Genomic DNA, 13,953 nt, shown 5'->3' with positions numbered 1-13,953 from the left:
AACAAATGGGCCAGAAAGTCAATCCCCACGGCATGCGCGTGGGTGTTATCAAAGATTGGGACAGCCGCTGGTTTACCTCTAAGCAGGCATTCGGCGACACCCTGGTCGAGGATTACAAGATCCGTAAGACCCTGAAGAAGCAGCTGTACGCTGCCGGCGTTCCCAAGATCGAGATCGAGCGTACCGTCGACTCCCAGACCGGTGCCCCCCGCGTGAAGGTCAATGTCTTCTGCGCAAAGCCGGGCATCGTTATCGGCAAGGGCGGTGCTGAGAGCGCCAAGATCGAGAAGCAGCTGGCAAAGCTGACCGGCAAGGCCGTCAACCTCAACATCATTGAGGTCAAGGGCACCACCACCAATGCACAGCTCGTTGCTGAGGACGTTGCTTCCCAGCTGGAGCGCCGCATCGCTTTCCGCCGCGCTATGAAGCAGGCCATCCGCAATGCCATGCAGCCCCGTGACCGCAGCGCCACGCCTGCCAAGGGTATCAAGGTCACCTGCTCCGGCCGTCTGGCCGGCGCGGACATCGCCCGCGTTGAGAGCTACCATGAGGGCACCATCCCCCTGCAGACTCTGCGCGCTGACATCGACTACGGCTTCGCTGAGGCCAACACCACCTACGGTAAGGTCGGCGTCAAGGTTTGGATCTACAAAGGCGAGATCCTGAAGGGCGCCAAAGCCCCCGCCAAGAAGGAAGGAGGCAAACAGTAATGTTACTGCCGAAGCGTGTTAAGTATCGCCGCGTCCAGCGCGGCCGCATGACCGGTAAGGCCATGCGCGGCAACAAGGTCAACCAGGGCGATTACGGCCTGGTCGCTCTCGAGCCGGCTTGGATCACCTCCAACCAGATCGAGGCAGCCCGTGTTGCCATGACCCGTTATATCAAGCGTGGCGGCAAGGTCTGGATCAAGATCTTCCCCGACAAGCCCGTTACCGAGAAGCCGGCCGGCACCCGAATGGGTTCCGGTAAGGGCAGCCCCGAGTACTGGGTCGCCGTCGTCAAGCCGGGCCGCGTGCTCTTCGAGCTGGCTGATGTCAACGAGGAGACCGCTCGCGAGGCCCTGCGTCTGGCCAGCCACAAGCTGCCGATTCGCTGCAAATTCGTCAAGCGCGAGGAGCTTGACACTGTAAAGGAGGGTGACGCTGAATGAAAGCCACTGAACTGCGCGAAATGACCGATGTCGAGCTGAACAAGCAGCTCAAGGACCTGAAGGCCGAACTCTTCAACCTGCGCTTTCAGCACGCCATCAACCAGTTGGACAACCCCATTCGCATCGAGGCCGTTAAGAAGGACATCGCCCGCGTGATGACCGTCCTGGCTGAGAAGAATGCCAAGAACGCTTAAGAGGGAGGGTAAAGCATGGAACGTAATCTGAGAAAGACCCGTGTGGGCGTCGTTGTCTCCGACAAGATGGACAAGACCATCGTTGTCGCTGTTAAGGACAGCGTCCAGCACCCTCTGTACAAGAAGATCTTGAAGCGCACCAAGAAGTTCAAGGCCCATGACGAGAACAACGAAGCCGGCATCGGCGACCGCGTCGAGATCATGGAGACCCGCAAGATCTCCAAGGACGTCAACTGGCGTCTCGTGAAGATCATCGAGAAGGCAAAATAATCAGCCTGGTACTTTGAAAGGAGGACCTGAAAGATGGTTCAGATGCAAACTTATCTCAAAGTGGCCGACAATACCGGTGCTAAGGAGTTAATGTGCTTCCGTGTACTGGGCGGTACCCGCAAGAGATACGCAAACATCGGTGACATCGTGGTTTGCAGCGTCAAGAAGGCTGCTCCCGGTGGTACCGTGAAGAAGGGCGACGTGGTCAAGGCCGTCATCGTCCGTAGCAAGCACGGCCTGCGCCGTGACGACGGCTCCTACATCCGCTTTGATGAGAACGCCGCCGTTATCGTCATGGCCGACAAGAGCCCCAAGGGCACTCGTATCTTTGGACCCGTCGCTCGCGAGCTGCGCGACGCCGGCTTCACCAAGATCCTGAGCCTGGCTCCGGAATCGCTGTAAGGAGGTTTTAATTAAATGAACAATCTTCATGTTAAAACCGGCGACAACGTCATGGTCATCTCCGGCAAGTACAAGGGCAAGACCGGCAAGGTCCTGCAGACCTCCCCGAAAGAGGGCAAGGTCATTGTCGAGGGCCTGAACATGGTCACGAAGCACGTCAAGCCTCGCCGTCAGGGTGAGCAGGGCGGCATCGTCAAGGCCGAGGGCGCTATCTACGCCTGCAAGGTCATGCCCGTCTGCCCCAAGTGTGGCAAGGCCACCCGCGTGGGCCATTCTGTCAAGGACGGCAAGACCGTCCGCGTTTGCCGCAAGTGCGGCGCTGAACTGTAAGGGAGGAGTACACAATGGCACGTTTGAAAGAACAGTATGTCAACGAGATCGCTCCGGCCCTGAACAAAAAGTTCGGCTACAAGAGCGTTATGCAGATCCCCAAGCTGGATAAGGTCATCATCAACGTTGCAGCTGGTGAGGCTAAGGAGAACGCCAAGGTCATCGACGCCATCGTCGCCGACCTGGGCCAGATCACCGGCCAGAAGGCTATCGTCTGCAAGGCCCGCAAGAGCGTTGCAAACTTTAAGCTGCGCGAGGGTATGCCCATCGGCGCTAAGGTCACCCTGCGTGGTGAGCGTATGTACGAGTTCGTCGACCGCCTCTTCAATGTGGCGCTGCCCCGTGTCCGCGACTTCCGCGGCATCAACGGCAACAGCTTCGACGGCCGCGGCAACTACGCTTTCGGCCTGAAAGAGCAGATCATCTTCCCTGAGATCGACTTCGACAAGGTCGACGCGATCCGCGGCATGGACATCTGCTTTGTCACCACCGCAAAGACCGACGAGGAAGCCAAGGAGCTGCTGAAGGCTCTGGGCGCTCCGTTCGCAAACTAAGGGAGGGAACTGTAAATGGCTAAACTTTCTATGAAGCTCAAGCAGCAGCAGCCCGCCAAGTTCTCGACCCGCGCTTACAACCGCTGCAAGATCTGCGGTCGTCCCCACGCTTACCTGCGCAAGTACGGTGTCTGCCGTATCTGCTTCCGTGAGCTGGCTTACAAGGGCGAGATCCCCGGCGTCAAGAAGGCTTCCTGGTAAGCCCTTGATTGCTTCTGTCTGAACGAATAACAACACTCTTAAACACAACCTAAGGAGGTTAGTGGCATGCAAATCACCGATCCTATCGCGGACCTGCTGACCCGCATCCGCAATGCTAGCACTGCCAAACACCCTTCCGTGGACATCCCCGCATCTAACCTGAAGAAGGCGATCTGCCAGATCCTGGTTGACGAGGGCTACATCAAGGGTATGAAAGTGACCGAGGACAACAAGCAGGGGACCATCACCCTGAACCTGAAGTACCAGGAGAATGGTACTCCGGTCATCGCCGGCCTGAAGCGCGTTTCTAAGCCTGGCCTGCGTATTTACACCAACTGCGAGGATATGCCCAAGGTCATGAAGGGCCTGGGCACCGCAATCATCTCCACCTCTAAAGGCGTCATGACCGACAAGGCAGCCCGCGCTGCTCATGTCGGCGGTGAAGTTCTCGCCTTTGTGTGGTAAGAAAGGGGTATAGACAATGTCGAGAATTGGAAGAAAACCCATCGTCATTCCCGCCGGTGTGGAAGTGAAGGTCGATGCGGCCGAGCATACCATCACCGTTAAGGGCCCCAAGGGTACCCTGCATTCCAAATTTCATCCTCTGATGAATGTTGCTGTCGAGGGCAATGAGATTTTGGTTACCCGCCCCAATGACGAGAAGGAGGCACGCAGCCTCCATGGCCTGACCCGCACCCTGATCCATAACATGGTCGTCGGTGTTACCGAAGGCTTCCGCAAGGATCTGGAAATTCAGGGCGTCGGTTATCGTGCCGCCAAGCAGGGCAGCAAGCTGACCCTGACCCTGGGCTTCTCTCATCCCGTTGAGTTCGAGGACACCGATACCATCAAGATCGAGCTGAAAGATGCGCTGCACTTCAGCATCACCGGTATCGACAAGCAGGAAGTCGGCCAGTTCGCTGCCGAGGTCCGCGGTGTCCGCCCGCCCGAGCCGTACAAAGGCAAGGGTATCCGCTATGTTGGCGAGTATGTCATCCGTAAGGAAGGCAAAGCCGGCAAGGGTAAATAATAGGAGAGGAGAAACATTATGGTCAACAAGGCTGATAAGAACGTTGCTCGTCTGCGCCGCCACCGTCGTGTCCGCGGCAAGATCAGCGGCACTGCTGCTCGTCCCCGTCTGGATGTTTTCCGCTCTGCCAAGCACATCTACGCTCAGGTCATCGATGATGAGCAGGGCGTGACCCTGGCCAGCGCGTCCAGCATGGACAAAGATTTCAATGCTTACGGCGGCAATATTGACGCTGCTAAGAAGGTTGGCGAGGCCATCGCCAAGAAGTGCCTGGAGAAGGGCATTACTGAGGTCGTCTACGATCGTGGCGGCTTCGTTTACCACGGCCGTGTGCAGGCTCTCGCTGAGGGTGCCCGCGAGGCCGGTCTGAAGCTGTAAGGAGGGAGAAGATACAATGGCCATGCAGAGAAGACAAGAAGATGACGGCATGATCACTAAGGTCGTCTCCATCAACCGCGTTTCCAAGACTGTCAAGGGCGGCCGCGTTATGAAGTTCGCTGCTCTGATCGTCGTGGGCGACGGCAAGGGCAACATCGGCTACGGTGTCGGCAAGTCCGGCGAAGTTCCCGAGGCTATCCGCAAGGGTGAGGGCGCTGCCAAGAAGAATATGCGCAAGGTCTGCCTGAAGGGCACCACCATTCCTCACGAGATCGTCGGCGAGTTCGGCGCAGGCCGCGTCCTGATGCGTCCCGCTGCCCCCGGTACCGGCGTTCTGGCCGGCGGTCCTGTCCGTGCCGTGCTCGAGTGCGCCGGCATCAAGGACATCCGCGCCAAGAGCCTGCGTTCCAACAACCCCATCAACGTCACTGCTGCTACCTTCGCAGGCCTGTGCGGCCTGACCGACGCCGAGAGCGTCGCTGCTAAGCGCGGCAAGACCGTTGCCGAGATCCTGGGCTAAGGAGGGTACTACAATGGAGAAAGTTACCATTCGTCTCGCCAAGAGCCTGATCGGCCGCGGCAAAGAGCAGATCGCCGTTGCGCACTCCCTGGGCCTGAACCGCCCCGGTGAGGTTACCGAGCAGCCCGACAACGCGGCTACCCAGGGCAAGATCGCCAAGATCGCCCACCTGGTCGTCGTGACCAAGGGCTAATGCAAGGAGGTGCAAGCATGAAACTTCACGAACTGAAAGCTTCCGCTGGTGCCCGCAAGGCCGTGACCCGCAAGGGCCGCGGTGCTGGTTCCGGCAACGGCAAAACCGCTGGCTTCGGCCACAAGGGCCAGAAGGCCCGCAGCGGCGTCAAGAAGGCTGGCTTCGAAGGTGGCCAGATGCCTCTGCAGCGTCGTCTGCCGAAGCGCGGTTTCAACAACATTTTCGCAACCAAGTATGTTACCATCAAGGTGTCTGACCTCGAGAAGTTCGAGGCCGGTTCTACCGTTGATACCGAGGCCCTGCTGAAGGCCGGCATCATCTCCAAGACGCTGGACGGCGTCAAGGTGCTGGGCAACGGCGAGCTGACCAAGGCTGTCAATGTCAAGGTCGCTGCTTATACAGCCTCCGCCAAGGAAAAAATCGAGAAAGCGGGCGGGAAGGCTGAGGTGATGTAAGGTGCTGGAAACCTTCCGTAACGCATGGAAGATTGAAGATCTGCGCAAGCGTCTTCTGTTCACCCTTCTGATCCTCGTCCTGTTCCGTCTTGGCTGTGCGATTCCTGTGCCGTACATCAGTGCAGGCGCACTGACCTCGATGTTTGCCGGCGGCACCGGCGATATGCTGGAGTATCTGAATATGATGAGCGGCGGCGCTCTGAGCGAATGCACGTTGTTCGCCCTGGGTGTGCAGCCCGCCATCAACGCCTCCATCATTATGCAGCTGCTGGCGGTAGCCATTCCGTATCTGGAAAACCTCACCAAGGAAGGCGAGGAAGGTCAGCGCAAGATGCGCCGCATCACCAACTATGTTGGCGCGGGCATTGGTCTGATGCTGTCCATCGGCTACTACTTCATCATCCGCAATATGGGCGCTCTGTCTTACACCGAGGGCTTTGCGGGCATCTTCAGCGCGGTCGTCATCGTGTTGGCCTTCACGGCAGGCTCTCAGCTCTGCGCCTGGATGGGCAACCAGATCGACAGCAAGGGTATCGGCAACGGTATCTCGCTGATGATTTTCGCAGGCATCGTGGCCCGCTGGTCCAGCATTTACACTGCTACGACCAACATTCTGGCCCGCGCCCAGAACGGTGAGCCGTTCTTCTACATCATGCTGCCTCTGCTGGTTGTCCTGGCTCTGGTCGCTGTGGTCTTCGTCGTCATCCTGACGAACGCAGAGCGCCGCATCCCGGTCCAGTACGCCAAGCGCGTTATGGGCCGCAAGATGTATGGTGGTCAGTCCAGCTACATCCCCATCAAAGTGAACATGACCGGCGTTATGCCCATCATCTTTGCTTCGACGCTGTGCAGCCTGCCCGGTCTGATCTTCCGGTTCATCAATCTGGATGCAGCTTCGCATCCGGCGCTGTACGCTTTCTTCAGCGTGTTTAACTACAACAGCGTTCTTTACCTCATCGTTTACGTGCTGCTGATCGTCGCGTTCAACTACTTCTACGTTGCGATCCAGTACAACCCCGTGGACATTGCCAACCAGCTTCGCAAAAACAACGGTACCATTCCCGGCATCCGTCCGGGCAAGCCCACCAGCGATTTCATCACGAAGACCCTGTCCAAGATCACTCTGATCGGCGCGATCTTCCTGGCCATCGTTGCTGGCTTCCCCATCATCCTCGGCAACATCACCGGCACTTCCATCCAGCTGGGTGGTACTACGCTGCTGATCGTCGTGGGTGTGGCGCTTGAGACCGGCCGTTCTCTGGAAGGCTATATGACCGCCCGTTACCACAAAGGGTTCTTGGAATAAGAGAAAGGGAATGTGCGATGAAACTGATCCTTTTGGGCGCTCCCGGCGCTGGCAAGGGTACCCAGGCAGAGATCCTCTGCGATAAGCTGGGCATCCCGACCATTTCCACCGGCAACATTCTGCGCGCCGCCGTCAAGGAAGGCACGCCGATGGGCAAAAAGGCAAAAAGTTTTATGGATGCCGGTGCTCTGGTGCCTGACGATGTTATCGTCGGCATCGTGAAAGAGCGCCTGGCAGAGCCTGACTGCGAGAAGGGCTTTATCCTCGACGGTATGCCGCGCACCATCGCTCAGGGCGAGGCCCTGGAGCAGATGGGCGTGGACATCGATAAGGTCGTGAACCTGATCGTGCCCGACGAGGCCATCACCCGCCGTATGTCCGGCCGCCGCGTCTGCGCAAAGTGCGGCGCCAGCTACCACATCGTAAACAAACCCAGCGCCAAAGAGGGCGTTTGTGACCGCTGCGGCGGTGAGCTGGCCATCCGCAAGGATGACGAGCCCGCCACCGTACTGGATCGCTTGAAGGCTTACCATGAGCAGACTGAACCGCTGGTCGAGTTCTATCGCCAGCGCGGCAAGCTCGTGGAGGTGCCCGACCAGGGCTCCATTGAGGCCACTACGGCGTTCCTTCTCAAGCTTTTGGAGGCTTAATCATCCATGATCCAAATCAAAAATGCTGCCGAGCTGCAAAAAATGCGCAAGGCTTGCGCTATCAGCGCAGCTGCCTTGAAAGCAGGTGGCGAAGCGATCGAACCCGGTATCACTACCGCTGAGATCGACAAAATCATCTACGACTTTATCGTGCGCCACGGTGCAAGACCCAACTTCCTGCACCTGTATGGCTTTCCGGCCACGGCGTGCATCAGCGTGAATGACACCGTCATTCACGGTATCCCCTCAAAACAGCAGCAGATCCGCCCCGGTGACATCGTTTCGATCGATACCGGCTGCAAGATCGACGGCTTCAACGGCGATAATGCCTGCACCTACGGGTGCGGCAAGCTCGACCTGGAAGCCCAGCGGCTGTTGGATGTTACCAAAGAGAGCCTGCATCGCGGCATTGAGATGGCGCGCGGCGGCAACCGGGTAGGGGATATCGGCCACGCAGTACAGACCTATGTTGAGGAGAACGGCTTCTCGGTCGTCCGCACCTTTGTCGGCCATGGCGTCGGCAAGGAGCTGCACGAGGATCCTGAAGTCCCGAACTTCGGCAACGCCGGGCGCGGTCCGCGCTTGGTGCCGGGTATGTGCATTGCCATTGAGCCGATGGTCTGCCAGTACAAGTACGCGGTAAAGACGCTGAAGGACGGCTGGACGGTCAAGACGTGTGACGGCGGCCTGGCGGCTCATTTTGAGCACACCATGGCTATCACCACGGCCGGTGCCGAGGTCCTGACCCACGGCTGGGAGGAACCCGGATGGACTTTGTAAAAGGCCAATTGGTCCGCTCAAAGGCCGGGCGGGATAAGACCCGCACGCTGGCTGTTCTGGCTGTGGATGGATCGATGCTTCTGGTTGCGGATGGGGACCTGCGCAAGCTGGACAACCCCAAACGCAAAAAGATACAGCACGTTGCACCTACGACCACCGTTCTTGAGAACGAGCTTCTGAAAAGCGATCAACAACTCAGGGATGCCATCCGCGCCTATGACGCGGCGCAGAACTGACGGAACCCTTCAAGGAGGCAATCAGCTTGTCTAAAGAAGATGTCATCGAAGTAGAAGGTATCGTTCGGGAGGCCATGCCCAACACTGTGTTCAAGGTTGAACTCCTCAACAAAGAGGGTAAGCCCAACGGCCATGTGGTTATGGCTCACATTTCCGGCAAGCTGCGGACCAACTTCATCCGCATCCTGCCCGGCGACAAGGTCACGATGGAAATGTCTCCCTACGACCTGACCAAAGCCCGGATCACCTGGCGTTCCAAGTAAGAAGCGCCTTGTGTTATAAAGGAGGTTAACATCATGAAGGTAAAACCTTCCGTGAAACCCATTTGCGAGAAGTGCAAGGTCATCAAGCGCAAAGGCCGCGTGATGATCATCTGCGCCAATCCGAAGCATAAGCAGCGTCAGGGCTAAAGGTCCGCGGAGCATTCCGCGGAAACCGTACCCAAAACGCTTGGGGGCCAAGTGCGTAGATTCCCGGCGCAGGCCCCGACCAGGACATGGGATGTTACTAATGGAGGTGCTTTATGGCACGTATTGCTGGTGTTGATCTGCCTCGCGAGAAGCGGATCGAGGTTGGTCTGACTTATGTTTACGGCATTGGCCAGTCCACTGCCGACGAGATTCTCGCCGGTACCGGAATTAACCCTGATACCCGCGTCAAGGACCTGACCGCTGATGAAGAGGCCAAGATCCGTGACTACATCGACAAAAACAACATCATGGTGGAAGGCGACCTGCGCCGTAACGTCGCGCTTGACATCAAGCGTCTGACCGAGATCCAGTGCTACCGTGGTGTGCGCCATCGCAAGGGTCTTCCCTGCCGCGGCCAGCGCACTAAGACCAATGCGCGTACCTGCAAAGGTCCCAAGCGCACTGTCGCTAACAAAAAGAAGTAAGGAGGAACTGAGACATGGCTGCTAACAAAGCTACTGCGGCAAAAACCCGCACTAAGAAAAAAGAGCGCAAGAATATCAGCGCCGGTGCTGCTCACATCCAGAGCACCTTTAACAATACCATCGTGACCATCACCGACACCCAGGGCAACACCGTTTCCTGGTGCAGCACTGGTGCGCTGAACTTCCGTGGCTCCCGTAAGAGCACTCCTTACGCTGCGCAGAGCGCTGCTGAGGTCGCTGCCAAGGCCGCCATCGAGCATGGCATGAAGACCGTTGAGGTCTACGTTAAGGGCCCCGGTTCCGGCCGTGAGAGCGCTATCCGCGCCCTGCAGGCAACCGGCCTGGAGGTCACCATGATCCGTGACGTGACCCCCATCCCCCACAATGGCTGCCGCCCGCCCAAACGCCGCCGCGTTTGATTGAAAGGAGAACATGAGATATGGCTAAGAATACCCAACCTATCGCTAAGCGCTGCCGTGCTCTCGGCATTTCTCCTGCTGTTATGGGTTATGGCAAAAAGACCACCAATCGTAACCCCGGCGGCCAGATGAGAAAGAAGAAGAGCGAGTACGCCACCCAGCTGAACGAGAAGCAGAAGGTCAAGTTCGTCTATGGTATCCTGGAGAACCAGTTCCATACCTACTACGAGAAGGCCTCCCGCATGCCCGGTCAGACCGGTGTCAACCTGCTGGTTCTGGTCGAGCGCCGTCTCGACAACGTCGTCTACCGTCTGGGCTTTGCCAAGACCCGCCGCGACGCCCGCCAGCTGGTTTCCCACAACCACTTCACTGTCAATGGCAAGCGTGTCAACATCCCCTCTTACCAGGTCAAGGCGGGCGATGTGATCGAAGTCATCGAGTCCAGCCGTTCCTCCGTCAAGTTCAGCAAGCTGCTGGGCGAGGAGGCTCCTGTCGTGCTGCTGCCCTCCTGGCTGGAGCGTGACAAGAACGCCCTGAAGGGCACTGTCACCAAGCTGCCCGTTCGTGAGGACATCGATGTGCCCATCGCAGAGCACCTCATCGTCGAGTTGTACTCCAAGTAATCCTCTTAACTGTTTTCTACGATTTTTCCAACCGAACTGGTGCCTTCGGGCACCGGCTTAACAAGGAGGGTTTTTATGATGGAGATCGAACGCCCCAAGATCGAAACGGCTGCCCTTTCCCCGGATGGCCGCTACGGTAAGTTCGTCGTCGAGCCCCTCGAGCGCGGCTTCGGCACGACCTTGGGCAACAGCTTGCGTCGTGTGCTTCTGTCCTCTCTGCCCGGTGTGGCTGTCACCAGCGTCAAGATCGACGGTGTGGTGCATGAGTTCACCACCATCGAGGGCGTGCGTGAGGATGTCACCGAAATCGTCCTGAACCTCAAAGGCATCGCTGCCAAGATCTACGGCGAAGCCCCCAAGACCGTCCGCGTGGAGGCCGTCGGCCCCTGCGAGGTCACTGCCGGCACCATCAAGGGCGGCGACGACCTCGAGATCCTGAACCCTGAGTGGCACATCGCCACCCTGGGCGAGGGCGCTAAGCTGGTCATGGAGCTGACCTTTGACAAGGGCCGCGGTTATGTTCCTGCTGAGAAGAACAAGCAGGCGCTGATTGAGAAGAACGACATCAGCACCCTGCCTGTGGACAGCATCTACACCCCCGTCCTCAAGGTCAACTACACGGTGGATCGTACCCGTGTGGGCCAGATCACCGACTTCGATAAGCTGATTATGGAAGTCTGGACCGACGGCACCTGCAATGCGCAGGAGGCCCTGAGCCTGGCGGCCCGTGTGCTGACCGAGCACCTGAACCTGTTCGTGAACCTCTGCGATGAGACCGGCGAGACCGAGATCATGGTGGACAACGACGACCAGGGCCGTGAGAAGGCACTGGAGATGACGATTGAGGAGCTGGACCTGAGCGTCCGTTCCTTCAACTGCCTCAAGCGTGCCGGCATCAACACGGTTGGTGACCTCATCGGCAAGAGCGAGGACGAGATGATGAAGGTCCGCAACCTGGGCCGCAAGTCTCTCGAAGAGGTCATGGCAAAGCTGGACAGCCTTGGTTTCTCTCTGACCAAGGAAGACGAAAACTAACCCCCCGCGACACGCGGATTCTATTGATAAGGAGTGAATCGAAATGCCCGGTACCCGTAAACTCGGTCGTGCCACCGACAGCCGCAACGCTATGCTGCGCGCTATGGTGACCTACCTGTTTGAGAACGGCAAGATCGAGACCACCGTTACCCGCGCCAAGGAAGTTCGTTCCATGGCCGAGAAGATGGTCACCCTCGGTAAGCAGGACGATCTGCACGCAAAGCGTCAGGTCTTCTCCTACATCACCAAGGAGGACGTTGCCAAGAAGGTCATTGATGAGATCGGCCCCAAGTACGCTGACCGCAATGGCGGCTACACCCGCATCTACAAGACCGGCCCTCGTCGCGGCGACGCCGCCGAGATGGCTATCATCGAGCTGGTCTGATTAGTCAGATAACTTGATAAAAAGACACCGCTTGCCGTAAGGTAAGCGGTGTTTTTTGTTGCGAGTTGTAATGTGACAATTTACTGCTTTATCAAATATCCAAGCGGGCCGGAACCGTTCATACGCGGCATCGGATACTCATCATTCTCGGGATAAATGACAAAGAATCCCAATAATTCACCGGAGTCATTATGACATTCAAAATAAGGGGTAAATTCTCTTCCGTTGCGGGTATTATATAAGAAGTTGAAGAGAGGATTCGTTGTAAACTTGAATTCGGAAATCTCATCGATATTTATTTCATAACTATTACTTTTTATATACGGATCATGGTGACCTGCATACAAAGTTGCATAAAATGAATCTCCGGAAGTATGGTCAATATTTAAATATGTAAAGTTACTTTTTGATGTTTCATCAAGCGCCCAGTTTCCAACCAGTCCGGATTCATTCAGTTGAATCGTATAATCGCCCGAGGAAATATCAGAAAGGTTCCACCCATCAAGAGTATAATTAAATATTGCTAAACAATCACGATATACGTTGAAACACTGAGTATTTGCAACGAGAGTTATATTCGCATTTGCAGTATCTGAGGAAGGCTCACTGCTAATATTGCACTCATCAATATGCATAGTACAAGTGTCTGTGAATTTACCAGCCTGCTTGGTACCCTGCACAGACTCGACAATTTTATCAGATAGAAGTGAAATATCTTCATAAGATAATACGGCCTTGGGCTTGATTTCCTCAGAAGTTGGCGTGACACTGGTTATATTCCATGTTTTATCAATTAATTCACCCCATATATCATAGGTGGCGGTATAAGTGCTATCTGCATTCTCTGCATTCACTGTGACGGTTACGCTTTCAGTCTTTTCTTTTTTATCGTAATTTCGGGATGGAAAGGAAAGTTCCTGAATCGCAAGATTATAGTCAGAGTAGATATTTGTAGAATCTTGTATAGCAGTTTTGATAGTGGCATCAGGAATTTTATTTGATGCACCACACCCGCTTAATAAAGCAGAAACAGTAATGCTACATAGTATTACAATAGAAGTTCGATTTCTCATTTCCGACCTCTTTTCATTGAATCAGTCCTTGGTGTACGTTACACTTTCGCCATCCTTTGACAATGTGATTTTATTTCCGTTTTTAGAAAAGTCATAGGCTTCCGAGATAGCACCCAAATAGAAACGGAGCTTTCCGTCCTCAATTTTATATGTGATGCCAAGGGTATCGTTATAATCGCAATCTCCGTCGCTTTCAAAGTTCAGCGTTTTGGGAAAATTGTATGTCGATACATCGGCTGTATAGTGTCCGTTCAACGTTTTGGTTCCACTGCAACCCACAAGACCGACAAGCAAAAGAGCCGCAAGTGACGAGGAAATTGCCGCTTTTACATTTTTGCAAATCATGATAACCTCCACAAATAAATACTAAAAGTGCGAATAACGCGCTTATAACAACTAAAGTATATATTTACGCGACGATAAAGTCAATAGTCTGTTCAAAGGCGGAAAGAATATTTATAGACTATATCTATAAATAGGGGTGATACTTTGAACAATATGACGAAAGAACTGGGAAAACGGATTCGCACAGAACGCATAGACAAAAAAATGACACAGGAAGAATTGGCAGAGCGTGCGGGCTTGCACCCAACTTACATCGGGCAGGTAGAACGCGGAGAGAAGAGCCTGACGATTACCAGCCTTGAAAAAATTGTGGAGGGGCTGGGAATCTCTTTTTCTGATTTGTTTGAGAATATTCAGCCACCGACAAAGCCGACCAGCTTTGCGATGCGATGCTATGATAAAATCAACAGTTACCCGCAGGAAAAGCAAAAGCAGTTTTACGAATTACTTTGCGCAGTTGAAAAATTGATGCAGTAATGACCGGCAGCGGTGGGGCACAGAGGGAGCAGCCGCATTTTATAGGGGACAT

The 13,953-nt window shown here is 55.6% G+C and carries 28 protein-coding genes; 26 read left to right on the top strand and 2 right to left on the bottom strand.

The genetic code is table 11. The annotated features are described in order from the left end of the window. Positions 1 to 5: 5 nt before the first annotated feature. The 25 genes from rpsC to rplQ all read left to right on the top strand — a co-directional run bounded on the left by rpsC (position 6) and on the right by rplQ (position 12,006). A complete protein-coding gene (rpsC, locus tag GPK89_RS04480; RefSeq protein ID WP_078783562.1) occupies positions 6 to 710 on the top strand; it encodes a 30S ribosomal protein S3 in 705 nt (234 codons plus the stop codon). Continuing rightward, positions 710 to 1,150, top strand: a complete 441-nt coding sequence (rplP, locus tag GPK89_RS04475) for a 50S ribosomal protein L16 (protein WP_078783563.1) — start codon at positions 710 to 712, stop codon at positions 1,148 to 1,150. Before rpsC ends, rplP begins: the two co-directional genes overlap by 1 nt. Beyond that, positions 1,147 to 1,344: a 50S ribosomal protein L29 gene (gene rpmC, locus GPK89_RS04470; RefSeq protein ID WP_078783564.1), complete on the top strand. Its 198-nt coding sequence runs from the start codon at positions 1,147 to 1,149 to the stop codon at positions 1,342 to 1,344. The genes rplP and rpmC overlap by 4 nt, the downstream gene beginning before the upstream one ends. Before the next feature lie 15 nt (positions 1,345 to 1,359). Then, positions 1,360 to 1,614 carry a 30S ribosomal protein S17 gene (rpsQ, locus tag GPK89_RS04465; RefSeq protein ID WP_078783565.1) on the top strand — a complete coding sequence of 85 codons (255 nt, stop codon included), beginning with the start codon at positions 1,360 to 1,362 and terminating at the stop codon, positions 1,612 to 1,614. Positions 1,615 to 1,647: 33 nt separating this feature from the next. After that, a complete protein-coding gene (rplN, locus tag GPK89_RS04460) occupies positions 1,648 to 2,016 on the top strand; it encodes a 50S ribosomal protein L14 (protein ID WP_007047286.1) in 369 nt (122 codons plus the stop codon). A gap of 15 nt (positions 2,017 to 2,031) precedes the next feature. Further along, on the top strand, positions 2,032 to 2,346 hold the full coding sequence (rplX, locus tag GPK89_RS04455) for a 50S ribosomal protein L24 (protein WP_215691750.1): 315 nt from the start codon (positions 2,032 to 2,034) through the stop codon (positions 2,344 to 2,346). Between the two features lie 14 nt (positions 2,347 to 2,360). Further along, entirely contained in the window at positions 2,361 to 2,900 is a 540-nt protein-coding gene (gene rplE / locus GPK89_RS04450) for a 50S ribosomal protein L5 (RefSeq protein ID WP_078783567.1), read from the top strand. A gap of 15 nt (positions 2,901 to 2,915) precedes the next feature. After that, positions 2,916 to 3,101, top strand: coding sequence for a type Z 30S ribosomal protein S14 (locus GPK89_RS04445; protein ID WP_215691749.1), 186 nt, complete (start codon positions 2,916 to 2,918; stop codon positions 3,099 to 3,101). A 66-nt stretch (positions 3,102 to 3,167) separates the two neighbouring features. Beyond that, on the top strand, positions 3,168 to 3,566 hold the full coding sequence (gene rpsH, locus GPK89_RS04440) for a 30S ribosomal protein S8 (RefSeq protein ID WP_215691748.1): 399 nt from the start codon (positions 3,168 to 3,170) through the stop codon (positions 3,564 to 3,566). Positions 3,567 to 3,582: 16 nt separating this feature from the next. Next, positions 3,583 to 4,131, top strand: a complete 549-nt coding sequence (rplF, locus tag GPK89_RS04435; protein ID WP_215691747.1) for a 50S ribosomal protein L6 — start codon at positions 3,583 to 3,585, stop codon at positions 4,129 to 4,131. 18 nt (positions 4,132 to 4,149) lie between these two features. After that, a complete protein-coding gene (gene rplR / locus GPK89_RS04430) occupies positions 4,150 to 4,509 on the top strand; it encodes a 50S ribosomal protein L18 (RefSeq protein ID WP_215691746.1) in 360 nt (119 codons plus the stop codon). A gap of 16 nt (positions 4,510 to 4,525) precedes the next feature. Next, positions 4,526 to 5,029, top strand: coding sequence for a 30S ribosomal protein S5 (gene rpsE / locus GPK89_RS04425; RefSeq protein WP_215691745.1), 504 nt, complete (start codon positions 4,526 to 4,528; stop codon positions 5,027 to 5,029). 13 nt (positions 5,030 to 5,042) lie between these two features. Then, on the top strand, positions 5,043 to 5,222 hold the full coding sequence (gene rpmD / locus GPK89_RS04420; RefSeq protein ID WP_078783571.1) for a 50S ribosomal protein L30: 180 nt from the start codon (positions 5,043 to 5,045) through the stop codon (positions 5,220 to 5,222). 17 nt (positions 5,223 to 5,239) lie between these two features. Further along, entirely contained in the window at positions 5,240 to 5,677 is a 438-nt protein-coding gene (gene rplO / locus GPK89_RS04415) for a 50S ribosomal protein L15 (protein ID WP_215691744.1), read from the top strand. A 1-nt stretch (position 5,678) separates the two neighbouring features. Beyond that, positions 5,679 to 6,983 (top strand): preprotein translocase subunit SecY, encoded by a 1,305-nt coding sequence (secY, locus tag GPK89_RS04410; RefSeq protein WP_215691743.1) that lies wholly within the window; start codon positions 5,679 to 5,681, stop codon positions 6,981 to 6,983. A 17-nt stretch (positions 6,984 to 7,000) separates the two neighbouring features. Then, positions 7,001 to 7,633 carry an adenylate kinase gene (locus GPK89_RS04405; RefSeq protein WP_215691742.1) on the top strand — a complete coding sequence of 211 codons (633 nt, stop codon included), beginning with the start codon at positions 7,001 to 7,003 and terminating at the stop codon, positions 7,631 to 7,633. Positions 7,634 to 7,639: 6 nt separating this feature from the next. After that, positions 7,640 to 8,413: a type I methionyl aminopeptidase gene (gene map / locus GPK89_RS04400; protein WP_215691741.1), complete on the top strand. Its 774-nt coding sequence runs from the start codon at positions 7,640 to 7,642 to the stop codon at positions 8,411 to 8,413. Beyond that, entirely contained in the window at positions 8,401 to 8,649 is a 249-nt protein-coding gene (locus GPK89_RS04395) for a KOW domain-containing RNA-binding protein (RefSeq protein ID WP_215691740.1), read from the top strand. The genes map and GPK89_RS04395 overlap by 13 nt, the downstream gene beginning before the upstream one ends. Positions 8,650 to 8,675: 26 nt before the next feature. Beyond that, a complete protein-coding gene (infA, locus tag GPK89_RS04390; RefSeq protein ID WP_078783577.1) occupies positions 8,676 to 8,912 on the top strand; it encodes a translation initiation factor IF-1 in 237 nt (78 codons plus the stop codon). Between the two features lie 33 nt (positions 8,913 to 8,945). Continuing rightward, positions 8,946 to 9,059, top strand: coding sequence for a 50S ribosomal protein L36 (gene rpmJ, locus GPK89_RS04385; RefSeq protein ID WP_078783578.1), 114 nt, complete (start codon positions 8,946 to 8,948; stop codon positions 9,057 to 9,059). Between the two features lie 113 nt (positions 9,060 to 9,172). Continuing rightward, positions 9,173 to 9,544 carry a 30S ribosomal protein S13 gene (rpsM, locus tag GPK89_RS04380; protein ID WP_078783579.1) on the top strand — a complete coding sequence of 124 codons (372 nt, stop codon included), beginning with the start codon at positions 9,173 to 9,175 and terminating at the stop codon, positions 9,542 to 9,544. Positions 9,545 to 9,558: 14 nt separating this feature from the next. After that, entirely contained in the window at positions 9,559 to 9,963 is a 405-nt protein-coding gene (gene rpsK / locus GPK89_RS04375) for a 30S ribosomal protein S11 (RefSeq protein ID WP_078783580.1), read from the top strand. 20 nt (positions 9,964 to 9,983) lie between these two features. Then, positions 9,984 to 10,586, top strand: coding sequence for a 30S ribosomal protein S4 (gene rpsD / locus GPK89_RS04370; RefSeq protein WP_147609817.1), 603 nt, complete (start codon positions 9,984 to 9,986; stop codon positions 10,584 to 10,586). Between the two features lie 75 nt (positions 10,587 to 10,661). After that, positions 10,662 to 11,621 (top strand): DNA-directed RNA polymerase subunit alpha, encoded by a 960-nt coding sequence (locus GPK89_RS04365; protein WP_078783582.1) that lies wholly within the window; start codon positions 10,662 to 10,664, stop codon positions 11,619 to 11,621. 43 nt (positions 11,622 to 11,664) lie between these two features. Further along, a complete protein-coding gene (gene rplQ, locus GPK89_RS04360) occupies positions 11,665 to 12,006 on the top strand; it encodes a 50S ribosomal protein L17 (protein ID WP_147609819.1) in 342 nt (113 codons plus the stop codon). 80 nt (positions 12,007 to 12,086) lie between these two features. On the opposite strand, the gene GPK89_RS04355 is transcribed toward rplQ, so the two are convergent. Both GPK89_RS04355 and GPK89_RS04350 read right to left on the bottom strand, forming a co-directional pair. Continuing rightward, a complete protein-coding gene (locus tag GPK89_RS04355; protein WP_215691739.1) occupies positions 12,087 to 13,079 on the bottom strand; it encodes a hypothetical protein in 993 nt (330 codons plus the stop codon). A 21-nt stretch (positions 13,080 to 13,100) separates the two neighbouring features. Next, on the bottom strand, positions 13,101 to 13,424 hold the full coding sequence (locus GPK89_RS04350; protein ID WP_215691738.1) for a hypothetical protein: 324 nt from the start codon (positions 13,422 to 13,424) through the stop codon (positions 13,101 to 13,103). A 153-nt stretch (positions 13,425 to 13,577) separates the two neighbouring features. Between GPK89_RS04350 and GPK89_RS04345 the strand changes: the two genes are divergently transcribed. Beyond that, the gene (locus GPK89_RS04345; RefSeq protein ID WP_252261476.1) at positions 13,578 to 13,901 is read left to right on the top strand and encodes a helix-turn-helix domain-containing protein; all 324 of its coding nucleotides are present in this window, start codon (positions 13,578 to 13,580) and stop codon (positions 13,899 to 13,901) included. Positions 13,902 to 13,953: the final 52 nt, after the last annotated feature.

This window comes from Gemmiger formicilis, from assembly GCF_018784445.1.
In the GTDB taxonomy this organism is placed as follows: domain Bacteria; phylum Bacillota; class Clostridia; order Oscillospirales; family Ruminococcaceae; genus Gemmiger.
This window is presented reverse-complemented; position numbering and strand designations above follow the sequence as displayed.